At 69.1% G+C, this 15,643-nt stretch carries 15 protein-coding genes and 2 pseudogenes; 10 read left to right on the forward strand and 7 right to left on the reverse strand.

Translation table 11 applies throughout. The features are described from left to right. Positions 1-86: 86 nt before the first annotated feature. From ACWDO5_RS24530 to ACWDO5_RS24540, 3 genes and pseudogenes are all read right to left on the reverse strand, one after another. Positions 87-830 (reverse strand): annotated as a pseudogene (locus tag ACWDO5_RS24530) (site-specific integrase); the annotation flags it as partial. Further along, positions 830-1,051 (reverse strand): helix-turn-helix domain-containing protein, encoded by a 222-nt coding sequence (locus tag ACWDO5_RS24535; RefSeq protein WP_450532496.1) that lies wholly within the window; start codon positions 1,049-1,051, stop codon positions 830-832. The pseudogene ACWDO5_RS24530 and the gene ACWDO5_RS24535, both read right to left, overlap by 1 nt. 180 nt (positions 1,052-1,231) lie before the next feature. Further along, on the reverse strand, positions 1,232-1,747 hold the full coding sequence (locus tag ACWDO5_RS24540; protein WP_450532497.1) for a helix-turn-helix domain-containing protein: 516 nt from the start codon (positions 1,745-1,747) through the stop codon (positions 1,232-1,234). Positions 1,748-2,038: 291 nt separating this feature from the next. Between ACWDO5_RS24540 and ACWDO5_RS24545 the strand changes: the two genes are divergently transcribed. The 4 genes and pseudogenes from ACWDO5_RS24545 to ACWDO5_RS24560 all read left to right on the forward strand — a co-directional run bounded on the left by ACWDO5_RS24545 (position 2,039) and on the right by ACWDO5_RS24560 (position 7,370). After that, positions 2,039-3,379 (forward strand): DUF3631 domain-containing protein, encoded by a 1,341-nt coding sequence (locus ACWDO5_RS24545; protein ID WP_450532498.1) that lies wholly within the window; start codon positions 2,039-2,041, stop codon positions 3,377-3,379. A 211-nt stretch (positions 3,380-3,590) separates the two neighbouring features. Further along, entirely contained in the window at positions 3,591-4,574 is a 984-nt protein-coding gene (locus ACWDO5_RS24550; protein WP_450532499.1) for a DUF2637 domain-containing protein, read from the forward strand. Positions 4,575-4,740: 166 nt separating this feature from the next. After that, the gene (locus ACWDO5_RS24555) at positions 4,741-5,622 is read left to right on the forward strand and encodes a plasmid mobilization protein (protein WP_450532500.1); all 882 of its coding nucleotides are present in this window, start codon (positions 4,741-4,743) and stop codon (positions 5,620-5,622) included. Continuing rightward, positions 5,612-7,370, forward strand: a pseudogene (locus ACWDO5_RS24560) (relaxase/mobilization nuclease domain-containing protein). Before ACWDO5_RS24555 ends, ACWDO5_RS24560 begins: the two are co-directional and overlap by 11 nt. A 78-nt stretch (positions 7,371-7,448) precedes the next feature. On the opposite strand, the gene ACWDO5_RS24565 reads toward ACWDO5_RS24560, so the two are convergent. Continuing rightward, on the reverse strand, positions 7,449-8,969 hold the full coding sequence (locus ACWDO5_RS24565; protein WP_450532501.1) for a hypothetical protein: 1,521 nt from the start codon (positions 8,967-8,969) through the stop codon (positions 7,449-7,451). A 214-nt stretch (positions 8,970-9,183) separates the two neighbouring features. Continuing rightward, entirely contained in the window at positions 9,184-10,125 is a 942-nt protein-coding gene (locus ACWDO5_RS24570; RefSeq protein WP_450532502.1) for a hypothetical protein, read from the reverse strand. A gap of 439 nt (positions 10,126-10,564) precedes the next feature. On the opposite strand from ACWDO5_RS24570, the gene ACWDO5_RS24575 reads away from it, so the two are divergent. Continuing rightward, complete coding sequence (locus ACWDO5_RS24575; protein ID WP_450532503.1) at positions 10,565-10,963, forward strand: hypothetical protein; 399 nt, start codon at positions 10,565-10,567, stop codon at positions 10,961-10,963. 107 nt (positions 10,964-11,070) lie between these two features. Here ACWDO5_RS24575 and ACWDO5_RS24580 read toward each other — a convergent pair whose 3' ends face one another. Further along, positions 11,071-11,568, reverse strand: a complete 498-nt coding sequence (locus tag ACWDO5_RS24580) for a hypothetical protein (protein WP_450532504.1) — start codon at positions 11,566-11,568, stop codon at positions 11,071-11,073. An 18-nt stretch (positions 11,569-11,586) separates the two neighbouring features. Continuing rightward, entirely contained in the window at positions 11,587-13,038 is a 1,452-nt protein-coding gene (locus tag ACWDO5_RS24585; RefSeq protein WP_450532505.1) for a helix-turn-helix domain-containing protein, read from the reverse strand. A gap of 198 nt (positions 13,039-13,236) precedes the next feature. Here ACWDO5_RS24585 and ACWDO5_RS24590 point away from each other — a divergent pair, with 198 nt between their 5' ends. The 5 genes from ACWDO5_RS24590 to ACWDO5_RS24610 all read left to right on the forward strand — a co-directional run bounded on the left by ACWDO5_RS24590 (position 13,237) and on the right by ACWDO5_RS24610 (position 15,494). Beyond that, positions 13,237-13,659, forward strand: coding sequence for a hypothetical protein (locus tag ACWDO5_RS24590; protein ID WP_450532506.1), 423 nt, complete (start codon positions 13,237-13,239; stop codon positions 13,657-13,659). Then, the gene (locus ACWDO5_RS24595) at positions 13,656-13,892 is read left to right on the forward strand and encodes a DUF7848 domain-containing protein (RefSeq protein WP_450532507.1); all 237 of its coding nucleotides are present in this window, start codon (positions 13,656-13,658) and stop codon (positions 13,890-13,892) included. Before ACWDO5_RS24590 ends, ACWDO5_RS24595 begins: the two co-directional genes overlap by 4 nt. Then, on the forward strand, positions 13,889-14,020 hold the full coding sequence (locus ACWDO5_RS24600; protein ID WP_450532508.1) for a hypothetical protein: 132 nt from the start codon (positions 13,889-13,891) through the stop codon (positions 14,018-14,020). Before ACWDO5_RS24595 ends, ACWDO5_RS24600 begins: the two co-directional genes overlap by 4 nt. A 104-nt stretch (positions 14,021-14,124) precedes the next feature. Next, the gene (locus tag ACWDO5_RS24605; protein ID WP_450532509.1) at positions 14,125-15,285 is read left to right on the forward strand and encodes a radical SAM protein; all 1,161 of its coding nucleotides are present in this window, start codon (positions 14,125-14,127) and stop codon (positions 15,283-15,285) included. Beyond that, entirely contained in the window at positions 15,282-15,494 is a 213-nt protein-coding gene (locus ACWDO5_RS24610) for a hypothetical protein (protein WP_450532510.1), read from the forward strand. Before ACWDO5_RS24605 ends, ACWDO5_RS24610 begins: the two co-directional genes overlap by 4 nt. Positions 15,495-15,643 lie beyond the last annotated feature (149 nt).

The raw sequence follows: 15,643 nt of genomic DNA on the forward strand, positions 1-15,643 counted from the left end.
CCAGCGGATACCACCCGCCCATCCCCGGACACCGACCCAAACCGGATAAGAAACCGGTCTGAAGATCACTCTCAAACCACGCCGGTGGATCGAGGCTTAGGGGCACCGACAACGCGGCGGCCGGTGTTCAGCTCGGGCGCGGCACGGCGTACCCACACCGATCCGGCGTCCAGGTCGACGTCGCCCCGTCGCAGCTCGGCCAGTTCCTCCGGGCGCATCGACGCGAAGGCGCCGAGCAGCACCATCAGGCGCCAGCGCAGCCCGATCACGTCGGCCAGGGCGAAGACCTGAGCGACCGTGGCGACAGGACGCTCGTCGGCCTCCTCGCGGCCGGCACCACGGATCCGGCACGGGTTTTTGCGGATCATGTCGTCCTCGACCGCCGTCTCCATGACGGCCTTGAGCAGCCGGTACGACTTGGCGACCGTCGTCGCCCCCGTGGCCTTCAGCCGCTCAGCGCGCCAGGTCCTGACCTTGGACGGGCTGATCACGTTCACGTACAGCTGTCCGAACGTCGGCTCCAGGTGCAGCCGCAGCAGCCTGCGGTACAGCTCGTCCGTGGTGGGCGCGACGCCCCGCTCGTCGATCCACCGCGTGGCGTACTCGCCGAACATCACCTCGCCGGCGGTCGGGTCGATCCAATCACCCCGGGTCTGGTCGGCCTGGACCTGCGCGAGGAAGACCTCGGCGTCGCGCTTCGTCTCGTACGTCTCCGGGGCCGCGCGCAGCGCGCCGTGCGAGCCGGGATAGCGCGCCTGGTACCGCCCGGAGGGCAACTTGCGGACTGCACCGAAGGTGCGGCGAGGCGCCCTCTTCTGCGCGCGTGCCATCAGGCCGCCCTCCTGTACCGGGAGCGGCTGCTACGTACAGGTTCAACGGTGCGTTCTTCCACGTACGCGGCCAGAACGCTCTCCGGGATGCGGACGGGCTTGCCGAGCTTGACGTAGCGGATGCGGCGTTCCGTGATGAGGCGCCGGACGAAGCGGACGCCGGTGCCGAGGCGTTCGGCGGCCTCTTCCACGGTGAGGAGGCGGTCGACTGTGTGTGTCACCTCCTTCGCGGAGCGAGGGGTCTGCGTGGAGGCATGGGGTATCGCCGGCCGGGGCAAGGCGGGGTCCTCTCTGTGCAGGCGTGTGGCACGGCAATGCCGGCCTGCGGGGTCGATCGTTCGGGATGGCGGTTGTGTACGAGCGTCCGCCCTGTGGTTTGCAGCCCAGGGACGGAAGTTGGGCTATGCGTCGCTGCTGGGGCCGTCGTCGGCCGGGTGCTCCCCCGGCGCTGGCCCGTACGTCTCCAGCATGTGGCTGCTGGCGACCTGGGCGATGGCGTTGGACACCATCACGTCGGCCTCCTCCCGGATGTCGGGGTGCTCGGCGAGGTAGGCATCGAGGGCGTCTCTCGCCTTCGAGAAGGCCGCGTTGGCACGCTGCGTCTCGCGGTAGGCGTCGACGACGGAGTCGATGAGCTTCATGGCGCGGGCCTTGGCAGCAAGCTGCGGCGGGCCGACCAGGTTGCGCAAGTCGATGCCGAACACCTCGGCGAATCCGATCGCCTCGTCCACGTTGATGCGGCGCTTGCGGTTCTCGATGCGCCACACCGCGGACGGGTTCATGTCGAAACCGGCCTCGTTCAGGCGGTCGGACAACGAGTTGGTGCTCCAGCCGCGCGCTTCACGTTCCAGCTTGATCCGCACTGCGACGTTCTCCTCACCGCTGATCAACACGCCCTCCTGGGAGTCTTCGTCCACCGCAACCACCTCCTTCCGTTCGTAGCCAGCCACTGCCGTTTGCAAGGACAGGTAAACAGTAACATGCATTCTGCGGTTCGCAGACCTCTTCTGCGAACCGCATTTGATGTGGCATAGTGGTAGTCCCACCACCACAGCGCCAAGGAGCCACGCCCGCAGGACACGAAAAAGCCCCCCGGCGATGCCGGGGGACTCAAGCGCAAACCTCTCAACCGCCATCCCTAGCGATCAACCCGCGTGGCCGGGATTGCCGTCCCATATGGCCCGCAAGCAGAGGAGCTGATCCCCAGTATGACTGATCCGCAGCCGAACACGCCATCCCCTCGGGCCGCCGACGCCGTACCTGCCGCCGACCACCCCATCCACCCCTCCCCACCTGCCGACGGACACATGCCGTGGCCGCCGGTCGCCGTCCCTGGCCAGAAGGCCGTCCACCCGAGTGACGACACGGCATCAGCATCAGCGGACACCTCGGCCGCAGACGAAGACGGAGAACGTCGCGGCGAAGCGGACGAAGCATCTCCCTCCGAAGGCGAACACGTGCTGGCCGACCTCCGGAAGGAGATCAAGCGGTTCGTCGTGATGCCGAGCGAGGAGGCGCTCACGGCGGTCACGCTCTGGGTGGCGGCGACGCATCTGCAGACCGCGTGGCAGCACGCGCCGCGCCTGGCCGTGGTCGGTCCGGCGAAGCGGTGCGGCAAGTCGCGGCTCCTGGACGTGGTGACCGAGACCGTGCACGCCCCGCTGATCACGGTCAACGCCAGCCCGGCGGCGATCTTCAGGTCGATCACGGCGAAGAACCCGCCGACCCTCCTCGTGGACGAGGCCGACACGCTGTTCGGCACTCTCAAGGCGGCCGAACGCAATGAAGACCTGCGCGGGCTGCTCAACGCCGGGCACCAGCGCAACCGCCCCACACTGCGGGTCACCGGCCCGGAACACACGCCGGTCGCCTTCCCCACCTTCGCGATGGCCGCCCTCGCCGGGATCGGCGACCTGCCCGACACGATCATGGACCGGTCCGTGGTCGTCCGCATGCGCCGCAGGGCGTCGCACGAGAGCGTCGCGGCGTTCCGTACCGGCCGGGACACCCCCGCCCTGCACGCGCTGCGCGACCGCCTCACCGCGTGGCTACGCCCGCAGAACGCCACAGCGATGAACATGGAGCCCGTCATGCCGGTCGAGGACCGCGCGGCGGACACCTGGGAGCCGCTGGTCATAGTCGCCGACCTGGCCGGAGGCAGGTGGCCGGACCTGGCCCGCACGACCTGCTCGGCCATGACCGCCCACGAGGCAGGGCAGGACGAGGACGCCGGGCTACGCACCCGCATCCTCGTCGACATCCGCCGCGTCTTCACCGCCGAAGGCGATCCGGCCACCCTGCGCACAGGCCGCCTCATCCAGCAGCTCAACGCAGATTCCGAGGCGCCCTGGGGCGAGTACAGCGCGCAGGGCCTCACCCCGCGCGGCCTGCAACTGCTGCTGAAGGACTACGGCATCAGCTCGGCCAACCACCGCTTCCCCGGCGGCACACAGGCCAAGGGCTTCGCCCGCAACCAATTCCTTGATGCCTGGGCCCGCTACTGCCCCACACCGAGCCCGGCACCCGCCGCCCTCACGGTCGGCCCGTAACCCGTCGCCACTCGTCACACTCGTCCCCGCGCAGGTCGGCACGGGGACGAGTGCGGCACCCGCAACGAGTCGACTCGACATCACCACTTCACCCGTACCTGCCCTGAACAGGCACGCGACGAGTGGTACGAGTCACCACCTCCTCGGCGGCCAACCGCCGCCCCGCCCAGGCCGGTGGCCGCCGCACACACCCTTCCCGGAGTACTCCCGCATGCCCCCAGCCACACCCACCGCGCCGGTTCCCACCCCTGGAAGCGCCGCAATCCGCGCCGGCATCGCCCTGCTCGGCACCATCGGCTTCGCGCTCTCCTACGACGCGCTGCGCCAGATGGCCGTCGCCATCCACGTCCGCGGGCTCCTGACCTACACCTTCCCCCTCGTCATCGACGGCTTCATAGCCATCGGCGTCGGCGCCCTGCTCATCCTGCGTACCGCCCCGCTGCCCTCCCGCCTCTACGTGTGGGCGCTGGTCGGCATCGCCACCGCCACCAGCATCTGGGCCAACGCCCTGCACGCCATCCGCCTCAACCAGCAAGCCCCCGACACAGGACTCCATCTCGACGACCTCACCGTCGGCGCCCTTTCCGCCATCGCCCCGCTTGCCCTGGCCGGAGCCACCCACCTCCACATCCTGATCACCCGGTCCGCAAGCTCCCGCCCCGCACGAACCCCGGCGCACCGAACGGCCGCACCGGTTCCGTACCGGCAGCACTCGTACGGAACCCCGGTGGGCGTTCCGTACCAAGAGACCGGGCAGCTTGACCGGAACGATCTCCCACAGCCCCGTGAGGCCGAGTCCATACCGACCGCACCCGCAGCGGCTCCGGACAACCAGGAGTCCGGAAGCACCGATCCGGACAACGGTAGGCGAATCCTGACGCCCACCGAATCCGTGCAGAACAAGCCCGTGGGCGAGCCTGCCGGCGCAGCTCAGGGACCGGAGGATGGTTCCGTACGGCGTGGCCGGGGTCAGGGCGGACGCCCGCCCATGGCGACGCTGGAGGAACTGGCCGAAGTGATCGCCGCCGCGCACCCGCACCCCGACGCGATCACCCGCGACTCCGCCCGCAACGCCGTGACCGAATCCGGACTCGGCGCCGCAACCAGCCGCCTGGACAAGGCCATCACACTCGTCCGCCGCCCTGCCAAGGCCGACGAACACCCCGACCAGCGCTCCCCCGCCGACCGGGCCTGAACTCATCCGGACAGCCACGGTTCCTTCGCTCCAGCAGGTTGGCGCGGCTGCCGACATAGCGGCAGCCGCGCCACCACCGGCCACCTATCCCAGAACCACGGTCACGCCAAACCGCCGATCCCGACGACCATCACCACCAACACCGACCGCGAACGGAGCTACCCTCGTGCGCAACCCCTTCCGCCCCAAGCACGACCACGCCACAAGCCCCCTCGACCCACAGCAACAGAACAGCGAGCAGGCCGCCACCGCCCAGATAACCTCCCTGCACGGCAAGACCGTTGAGAGCGGGCACGACAACGGCGGAGCGAGCTGGGGCGAAGTCCACATCGCCGGGGGCGATGCGGCCTTCGCGCTCGTGCCCGCCCCAGCGGGGGCGGGCTCCGGCCGTGCCCAGCGGGGCGCGGACCGGGCGGGAGTGGAGGCCGAGCGCGGCCTCCACCAGGACCAAGAACAGGTCCAGGAGCCGCCTGTCGAACCGAGCGAGCCCGACGCCGTCGATGTCGAGCGCCTCGCGCCGACCGTCACCCCCGACGCGTTCGTGCACCACGGCGTCGCCGCCAACGACCTCCCCACGCCTACCGACGACGACACCACCCCCGGCTCCGAACGCCGGCGCCGGTTGAGTGACGTGCTGTACCGGCCGCGCTCCGGGATCAAGCGCGACGTGCAGCTGACGTGCTCGGCCGAACCGGCGGAACGCGACTTCATCGACCGCGCCGCCCGCGAGGCCAAACGCTCCCGCTCCGCCTACCTCATGGACGCCGCCCTCACCATCGCCCACGCCTACCTACCCGACCAGCGCCCAGCCTCAATACCCGCGCTGCCGTCCCCGCAGGCCACCCAAGACCTGATGGTCCTCTTCGGCAGGCTGATACGAGAGGTCCACCGCCTCGGCGCCAACCTCAACCAGATCACCCGCGCCATCCACACCGGCCAACTACCCGACCGCGCGGAACAGGTCCTCGACGAACTGGACGACCTCGCGACGCTCGCCCGGCAGGCGCTGGAGCAGGTCCTGGCGGGAGGTGGTCGCCGTGGTGCCTGACGTCTCCACCGGAGACCGCACCCGCGGCCTCCTCTCCTACCTCTATGGCCCCGGACGCCGCAACGAGCACACGGACCCGCACATCGTCGCCGCCTTCGCCCTGCCGGGCCTCACCGACCCCGGCCGGACCCCTCTTGACCAGCACCAGGCCGCCCTGACGGAGCTGGCCGAGTACCTCGAGCAGCCGGTCCGGCTGCGCGAGCAGCGCACCGGCCGAAAAGTCCCGCAGCACGTGTGGCACTGCCCTGTCCGCACCGCACCCGGCGACCGCTACCTCACCGACGCCGAGTGGGCGGAGGTCGCCCGCCGCATCGTCCACGCCACCGGCATCGCCGAACACGGCGACGACGCCGCCTGCCGCTGGATCGCCGTACGCCACGCGGACGACCACATCCACATCATGGCTACCAGCGTCCGCGAGGACGGCCGCCGCCCGCGCAACAAACGCGACGGGCAGCGAGCCCAGACCGAATGCCGCCGCATCGAAGCCGAACTCGGACTACGCCGCCTCAAATCCGGCGACGGTACAGCACCAAAAACCCCGACCGGGGCAGAGGTGGCCAAGGCCGAACGCCAAGGCCGCAACCAGACCACACGGCAGTGGCTGCGCGAGCACGCCTACGCGGCGGCGGCAGCCGCCACCGACGAGGACGAGTACTTCGCCGTCCTGACCGCGCTCGGCGTCACCGTACGGCAGCGGATCGGCCCCGAGACCGGCGAGAAGACCGGCTACAGCCTCGCCGCACCCGGCGACACCGACGCCAAAGGCGAACCCGTTTTCTACAGCGGATCCGCCCTCGCCCCCGACCTCTCCCTCAGCAGGCTCCGCGAACGCCTCATCCTCACCAACGACGAGTCCACGTCCCAGGCCCGAGCGATGGATCGCGGCAGCAGCAGCAGCGGAGACGCCTGGCGACGGGCCGAGACCGAACTGCGCACCACCTACGCCTTCCTCCACGACGAACCGACAGGAAAGGAAGGGGACGCTCGGGTGCAAGCCCAGGCAGTGGCGTTGGCCGAACTACTCCACAACACCGCAGCCGCAGCCCCGAAGACCCTCCGAGTCGAACTCCACGCGGCGGCCGTCGCATTCGACCGCGCAAAACCGCTCCGCGATCCGCGCCGACCACCAAAGCGCCTACGCGCTACGGCAAGCCGGAAAGGAACTGATCCGCGGCCTCGGCGGGAAAGACGCCGACTTCGTCACCGCACTGCTCTTCACGGCCATCCACCTACTGCGCGCGCTGGACCACTGGCACGCACAGCGCGGACACCAGCAACAGGCGGCAGCAGCCCAGCAGACGCTCGTCCACCTGCAGACCGCCTACCGGCACGCCGCACAACCGACACTCGCCCGACTCGCCGAACGCACCCCCGGCCCCGACGAGGCCCGCCGCCTCGCCACCACTGTCCAAGAAGCCGTCCCCGAACATGCCCAGCGGATCCTCGCCGACCCTGCCTGGCCCGCCCTCGCCACAGCCCTCGCCCAGGCCGAATCCGCAGGCACCCCGCCCCGCCGAGCCCTCACCGACCTGGCCGAGCAACGAGAACTCGACACCGCCGACCACCCCGCCGAGGTCTTGCTCTGGCGCCTCCGCAACGCCACCGCCGATCAGGTCAACGGACGCGTCCGCGCAGCCCAGACCATCAGCACCGTCCGACACGCGCCCGCCAAGCCCACCGCCGGACGCCCTGCAACCGGAACGACAGCCGTACCAGAGCTGGAGACGCGTCGCCGTGCTCGTTGACCTGGTGTCTCGCGAGCGACTACCTGGCCCGCCGCGAACGCTGCTTCCTAGCGGACCGCCCGCCCGCCGTGCCCGTCCTCAGTTGACCTCCCGCACTCTCGCAGCGATCGGCTCGGCGAGCTCGCGGACGCCTCTCGCGGCGTTCTCCGAGATCTCGCCGAGCATGGCGTCGGCGGCCGCGAGGAGGACACGGGCCTCCTCGGGGCGGCCCGCGTCGGCCAGGGCGAGGGTGAGCCGGTAGTGCTCCTCGGCGATGTAGCGGCCGAGGTTGACCTGCTGCCAGTGGCGCAGTGACGCGTCGCCCGGGGTGGCCAGCACGTCGCGCACGGCGGCCAGGCTGTCCACCGCTCGCGACAGCTGGCCCGCCTCCCGCTCCAGGCGGGCCAGGGTGTGCCGGGCCGAGGCCCGGTCCCATGCCGTCTCCTCAAGGGAGGCGTACAGGCGCTGGGCGCGTAGCGCCTGGGGAAGGTCGCCGAGTTCCTCGAAGTCCCGGGCGAGCCCGCTCAGCGGAGCCGTGGCCAGAGTGCGGGGCGCCTCGGGGCGGCGGAGTCTGCTCTGGTCCATGAAGATGTTGTCGAGTTCGCGGATCAGCGTAACCCGCGCGAGGTCCGTCATCCCCTGGTCCCGCGCCAGGTCGGTCCATGTGGAGACCGGCTCGTCCGACGGGTCCGTCCCGAACATCGACTCGTCGAGCGCCCGTGCCCACTGTCGCAACTCGTCCGCGCTTGCACCCGGTTCCGGCATCCCGCCCAGGCCGCAATGCGTGTCGAAGTCCGTTTCCCGGACGTCGAGCAGCAGAGGCAGATCTCCGGTATCCCCACGCAGCCCCACCAGCACGGCCGCGAGCCTCAGTTCGTCCGTCATCGATGACCGTGTCTCGTACCTCAGCAGATGCCTCAGTAGCTCCTGATCCCCCTCGGCGCGGTCGAACTGCGCGGCCCGCAGGGTGATCCGGCGCCGCACCGGGTCCTCGGCGACTTCATGCCATGCCGTGCGGTCGCCCTCCCGCAGCCGGGCGAGATCGGCGCGGCCTGCCGCGAGCACTGGCTCCCACAGCGGGGGACCGGCCGGGCCTATCCGGTCGTACGCGCACCCCTCATCCGCGTTGAGCAGTACGAAGTCCGGCTCGGTGCGCAACAGCGCGGCACGCAGCCTGCCCACCAGCTCGACCGGGGAGCGTTCCGGGAAACCCAGCGCCGCACGGAGCTCGGCCCGCTCCTCGTCGATTCCGTAGTACTCACGGATCTCGTTCTCAGTCTCCGCGGCGCGAGCCAGGATCTTCTCCTCGCCGTCGTCCGGCGACAGACGTGTGTAGCCGCGCCAGCCGGGCAGGCCGATCACGAGCTCCAAGGTCTCGTCGACACTGGAGCCGATGATCCCCGCGGCGCCCTCCGAGTCTGCGTAGAGCACCGAGCCGTCCGCGCACACGAAATACGTACCGCCGGTATCGTCCCCGGCTACCGCCTCCAGCGGCCCGCCCGAGGCGAGGCGGACCTCCTCAACATGGCCGGCGCGGTCCAGGTCGAAGTTGAAGGGGAAAGCGGCCAGTTCGGCCAGGCGGCGGTCTTGCCGCAGCAGCCATAGCGCGTGATCGGTCATGTCACAGAAAGTAACACTGCTCACTGACAACGGACTTGAGGTCTCTGCAGGAGGCCCGCGGAGAGGTGCGCTCATGGCCGACGGCTCGCGCGTTCGACCCAGCGGCGGGTCGTCCATGCCTGCCGGATCGAACTACGCACGGTGATGATTGTGTGGTCGAAGAGAACGTCGATGACTGTCCTGAAAGGGCGCGAGGTTGATGCTGTCGCCACCGTCACCCTGAGTAGCTCCGGCCCCGGGGGAAAGCATCGCCGACCGGCCAGAGCTCGGGCAGGCCAAGGGCGGTGTGAATGGGGGAGGCTGGTGGCCGGCGTTCGACTTGGAGGTCTACCAGCTGTGCGGTCGCCCAGGAAGGCAAGACGGGGGTCGGGAGCGAATTGGGGTCGGGGCTCTGCCAAAGGACGGGGGTGTTCTTTGTCCAGTTCCAAGGCGCTGGGTTGTCGACGGTGAGCACACCGCTGACCCGGCCATGGGCGTGGTCGAAAGTCGATGTCCAGTAGCCGTTGGCCAGTCGGCCGAAGGTCGGCGGGCTGGTGTGGACGTACTCGGCCGAAGCCCCGTACAGCGCGGTCTCAATGTCTCTGTCTTCAGGGAAAGCGGCAGCATGGCCAACCGCCACGATGAACGGCATCGCCAGGTCTCCGTACTTGCTGCCCTTCTTCTTGACCGCTGCGAGCACTCGGTCCGACTCGGCATTGAGCCAGGTCATCGCGGGGTAGATACCAATTGTCCTGGTCCCTGGGTCGCCTCGCTTGCCTGGGCTGCGAGGAATCGCCTCGAAGGAGAGGCACCAGCCGGCCTCCCGCCAGGTGTGTTTGGGCAGTGGCACTTTGCATTCGGACTCCGCGATGACTTGATCGGGGTCCAAGTCGGCAAGCCACTGCGCCAGCCCGCGCTTCAGCCCCTTCTGCGACGGTGTTGCCGACCCCGTTTTGTGAATCGTGTATGACACGAAGAAGTTGGGGCTCGGCACGTTATCGATGGCGTCGATCAGCTGAGGCGGGAGCAGGTCTCCCGTGTCACCCAGGCGCTGGGCAGTCCAGATTGCCTCGACAACGAACTGCTCACCATCGCGGGCGACCAGAAAGTCGGGATTCTTACCACCGGTACCTATCGTGTGCTCGACCTCAACCGTGCAACCGGAGCCGAGCAGCATCTCGTGAAGGTACAGCTCCCATAGCGCGGAGTAGACGTTTGTGTCGGAGTTCCGATCCATCAGCCGACTCCGCACGCTGGGCTGAGCGTGGTCCGGAAAATGCGACCACCACTCGTTAATTACATCCCGAACCTGATCCCAGAACGGACCGGCGACCCTCTCGAAGAACTCACTCTGCGTCTCCGCGGCTCGCTTCGGTGCTGAATCCGTCCGGTTCCGGCTCGTGTACACAACCATGACCGACGATCGTAGAACACCCCTCTGACAACTGCCCTTACCCTTCATGCGCAGCGCCAGCTGAAGGGCACAAACGGAAATCTCCAGACGCTCCCGTGCCGCCGACGCGTCGTGAGCAGAGCCCCGTCCAGTGCCGTATCAGGCAACCTTTGCCGCGTTGGCTTGCGTGGCGTCGTGGGTGGGCTCAACGTAGCCTCTCTTGGTGACGCACTCTCACCGAACGTTCGAGAATCCGCCTGCTCTGCCCCACTATCTCGTTGTGGAGGCGGTGGAACGCGGGCTGGGTAATGCCACGCATGAACCCGAGGCGGCCGTGGCGCTGGTCGGCATGGCGCTGAATGACGACGATCGCGCGTTTATCGAGCACTGCTGTATCGAGGTGGGAACAAGGGCAGCAGCTGGGAGCCAGTTGCTCGGACTCGCCGGCCTGTGCTTGGGACACACGGTTCGCAGATTCGGGCAACTCAGCGAGGAAGCGGTGGCGCTGGCCGAGGCTCTGGCGATTCGCGCCGAGCTGAATCCGTCGGATGTCGATGGTCGAGCCCTCGATGGGCTCGACGACATCCGCTCCTACCTGCACCGCGGTGAAGTCGAGCCGTAGTCGGTCAGGCGACGTTTGCTTGGCGACGATTTCGCGTAGGCGCTTGTCCTGGGCGTGGCACTAGCCCGCGACCGCCGCCTCGCTGCCGCCATCCTGACGTACCTCCATCACGAGGTGCTCAGCTGCCGCGCTGCCCCGTACGGCCAGACGACGTACACGGGAATTCCGGCCGCCTGCGCTTCAAGGACGACGTCCGCGGTGCCGCCTCCCTTGCCCGTGGGCAGTTCGCCGTTCCAGACGGCGACGAGGCGGTCGGCTCGTTCCAAAAGGACGGCATTGGCGGTCTCGTATGCCTGCCGGTTGGCGGTCTCGTGGTCCATGACGAGGACCTCTCCCGCAGCCTCGACCAGGCGGTCGAAGAGGGGCGCGTGGTCGGGTTTGACCTTGTTCCTACGGTAGTCCTTGGACGGGATCACGACGACAAGGCGTCCGCCCACAGCGAGGACGGCTTCGGCGAACAGGGAGTCGGAGCCCCTGGCAATGCAGGAGACACCGACAAGGTCGCCGTCGGCGTACTGCTTCAGCAACTCGTTCAGAGCCTCCTGAACCAGAGGAATACTGGCCTCGGTCAGGTCCATGTGCCCGGTCACCGCGATGGTCGGCACGGTCTCTCTCCTCCGGCGTCAGTTCGACAGCAGATCGCGGATCCTATCGCGGACCTCACGCACGGGCCTGGAGGCACTGTGCCCCACGGTGTACGGGTACAGCTCGCCGAGTTGGTCACGCACCCGGCTCGACCGGGTGGAGCCGGCCGCCTCGACCGCTCGGTGGGCCTCCTCGACGGCGCTGGTCAGGTCGCCTAGGAGGAAATGGCACTCGGCCAGGCCGATGCGGTCGAGCGCGTGGCTGCGGCTGGCCTCCGAACCGCGCTGGGCGAGGGCCTGTCGGATTTCCGTGGCCGCGGCTTCTGCGTGCTGTTGCGGACACTGTCGTGCGAGGTCGAGGAGTCGTCCGCCGGTCACGCCCGCGAGCTCGGCATCGTCGAAGTAGGTGATCCAGTAGGGCTCTTCCCCCTGCTTCGCGGCGGCAAGGCATTCCGCGGCCTGGGCCGTGGCGCGCTGGAAGGCCGCTGCCCGACCCATCGCCGACAGGGCCCACGCCTCGCGGGTGTGGAGCATGGCGCGAACGCGAGGGCCCGCCACATCCCGGGCCCCGTCCTGGGCGAGACGTACGAGTTCGAGGGCGTCGTGCGGCTTGTCGCGGTAGAGCATCTGGCGGGCCATGCCCGCCAGGACGTTGGCGCCGAAGACCCGGTCACCACCGGCATGGGTTGCCCGTAGGGCGAGGAGGTAGTAATTCTGCGCGCGGCGCTGCAGTCCGGAGTCCCAGGCCATCGTGGCAGCCGTGCCCGACAGTTGGGCCATCACTCGGAACAATCGCTGTTCCACCTGGGGTGCCTGGTGCTCGTCAAGGTGGGCAGCGACCTCGCTGAGCTGCCCCAGGACGGCCTTGCGTCGCAGCCCACCACCGTACCGGTGGTCCCACGCGCGAAAGGCGCGAGCGGTGGACTCAAGTTCTTCCGCGTCCCGTACGCCGAGTCGTCCACGTCGACGGCGCGGAGAGGCCGGTGCCGCAGGCTGTAGCCATCTTTCCAGGGGGTCGAGCAAGGCCGCGCCGGAGATGGCAGCCCCGGCGAGTGCGCGGGTGACCGCGCGTCGGTCCATCACGAGATCGCTCCTCGTCAGGTCGGCGGCCAGGTCCACGGTGGCCTCGGGCCGCCAAGGAACCTCATCGGTGCGGGGCCGCTCGCCCGCCGGCTGCTGCCGCGGGCCATCGTCGCGCTGTCGGGTCTCCCAGGAGCGGGCCGCGAGACCGAGTAACTGCCCAGGAATGCGGAGCCCGTCGGAAATCCGGCGGATGACGTCGACGCTGGTGACCTGCTGCTGGCCGCTGATGATGGTAGAGACCTTGCCCGGTGTGAGCCGGCAGGCGGAGGCGATGCGGTTCTGGGACAGGCCGCCGTACTTCTTGATCAGGGCGAACGCGGCGGCGAAGTCGTGCTCCGCCAGGGCTCGGCGGACGTCCTCGCGGTCGAGGATGTCCGGGGCGAGCGGGCCGGGGGTGGTGGCGTCCATGAGGGCCAACTTCCGGTGCGATCTTAGGCGCGATCAAGCCTCTTGCGAAGCCGGGAACGAGTGTATTCCCGCTTCGGTAACACCCGCCGGTCATACCGCGGTTGTCACGATCCGCCGACGCTTGGTGAGTGCCCCAACGGCAGACCGTCACCGTGGTGACCGAAGCCGCAGAGATGCCGGCGGACGGAGAAGAGAGCGATGAACGTGCAGCCGAGACAGTCCGTGCCGGTCCAGCCGGTCTGGGCGTGCAGTCTCCGCCGGCCGGAGCTGTTCGCCGCGGGCCAGGACTGGGACGCCGTCCGCGTCGAGGCAGGCATCGGCATACGAGCGGTCCGGTTCCTCGAAGCCGCCGACGCTTCCGTGGGACCCGTGCTGCACGACCGGGGCAACGGGCAAACCTACTTCCTCACTCCACCCGGTACCGCTCGGAGATGGCAGCAGGAGAGGACACGGGCTCTCGGCCCCGGTTCATGGGTCGTACTGGCTCCTCCGGGCTGGGACGGCTTGCTGCGTTGGGTGAGCGGACCGTACGGCGGACCGGCGTTCACGAAGGGGGAAGACCTCGCGACTGCTCTGGCCGCAGCGGGTCTGCAGGGATCCACCGAGGAGGCCGGCCGATGAGCACGCGTGCGGTCGTCCGCCATCAGCGGTGGACGCTCCAACCCGACCGAGAACCGGACGCCGAGCCGACCAGCTACGCGATGCAGTGCGCGGTGTGCGGCGAGACCTCGCCCACGGACACCGACTACTCGACCCCGCAGGACTGGGTGTTCGCGCACGGTGGCCGTAATCCGTCGCACCACACGTACCGGGAGATCATCACCCGCCCGTGGAGGGCCTGGTGGAAGCCATGACCGGTCGCGTCGCCGCCCAGGTCGCCCGAGTTGCCCGTTACACCGGACCACTGCTGATCGTGCTCGTGTCCGCCTCGTGCGGCTTCGTGATCGGCGTGGCCGCTTCGACCGTACGGATCACGCCCTGATGTGCGTGCGCTTGGCGAAGAGACCCACCGACCGGGGAGCGCCCGACCGGGTCGCCGCCACCCACCGGGCCTGACCGACCCCCGCACCTATCCGTGGAGGACCTATGACCGCAACGAGCACCAGCACCCAGGAACCGCGGATCGGAACAGTCCCGCGGCTCGTGGCCAGCCCGTTCCTCGCCCAGTACCTCCTCGTCCAGCCCGGCCGGGCCGCCGGCGTGCGTATCCCGGAGATCCGCTACGAGGAGCTGTGGGCCGCCAGTGCGGAAGGACGGCCCGTCCCGGCCTGGCTGGCCGACGCGGCGAGGAAGGCGTGGGGCGCCGAGCTGCCCGAGTCGCCGGTGGGCGATGTCGTCCTCGTCCGCGAGCGGTCCCGGTACGGGTACGGCAAGGCGTCCTGGGAGATCAACCTCGGATGTGACTACGACTGCGAATTCTGCTACCTCGGGGAGAAGCGGTTCGAGGGCCTGGACTGGGCGGGCAAGTTGAGGCTGCTCCGGACGCTGCGGGACGCCGGGGTCCTGTGGTTGCAGATCACCGGCGGCGAGGCGTTGATCGACCGCGAGTTCGGCGCGGCATACGAGTACGCCCACCAGCTCGGGATGATGGTCCAGGTGTCGTCGAACGGCTCCTCGCTGCGGAAGCAGCCGATCCGGCACCTGTTCGCCCGCCACCGGCCGTACCGGCTGACCCTGAGCGTCTACGGCGCGACCACCGAGACGTACGACAAGGTCACGCGGAACCACGGTGCGTTCGGCCGGTTCCTGAAGGGACTGGATGCCGCCCGGGAGGACAGGCTGCCTGTCCGGCTGAATGTGATCGTCTCGGACGACAACGCGCACGAGGTCGACGCGATGGTGCGTCTCGCGGAGTCGTACGGCTTCCCGCACCAGGTCTTCACGAACATGTCGCCCACGATCGACGGCGAGGCGAACCCGCTGGCCACGCAGGCGGAGAGCCACATCAAGGCCCGTCGCGTCTTCACCGGCTGCAACGCGGGCCACACGTTCTTCCACGTCAACCCGCACGGCATCGCGTCGATCTGCAAGGTCGGCCGCGACCTGAGCGTGAACCTCATCACCGAGGGCGTCGAAGCCCTCCCCAGACTCGGCGCGATCGCCGAGTCCCTACAGCTCCGCACCGGTGGATGCTCCGGCTGCACGAAGGTCGACACGTGCCGCACGTGTCGGCCGCTGGCCAGGCTCTACCAGGAGGCGGGGGACCTACGAGAACTCTACTGCCAGCATGGAGGCTACGGATCATGACTCCTCCCACCACAACCCTTGCTCCACCGCGCGAGCCGGTGATGCTCACCATCGGACGGCGTCCGGCGGACGGCCCGACCGGCGTCCTGCTGGTGCCGCTGACCGCCGCGTCGATCAAGGACGACGAGATCCAGATCATCGCCGACCTGGACGAGGCCGCCGAGGGCGCCGAGTGCAGTTGCTCGGCCGGTGACGACCAGCCGTACTAGATCCGGCAAAGACGGCGCCCGCGCCGCCCGCTCGTTCTCCCCTACTGCTGCCCCTAGTGCCGCCCCGGCCGTACCCTTCCGCGACCTCGACGAAGTCCGGGCCGACCTGGAAACGAAGCGTCTGCTCGACGGTGGCCTGGGTCAGCGAC

The sequence above is a fragment of the Streptomyces sp. NPDC000880 genome, from assembly GCF_053599675.1.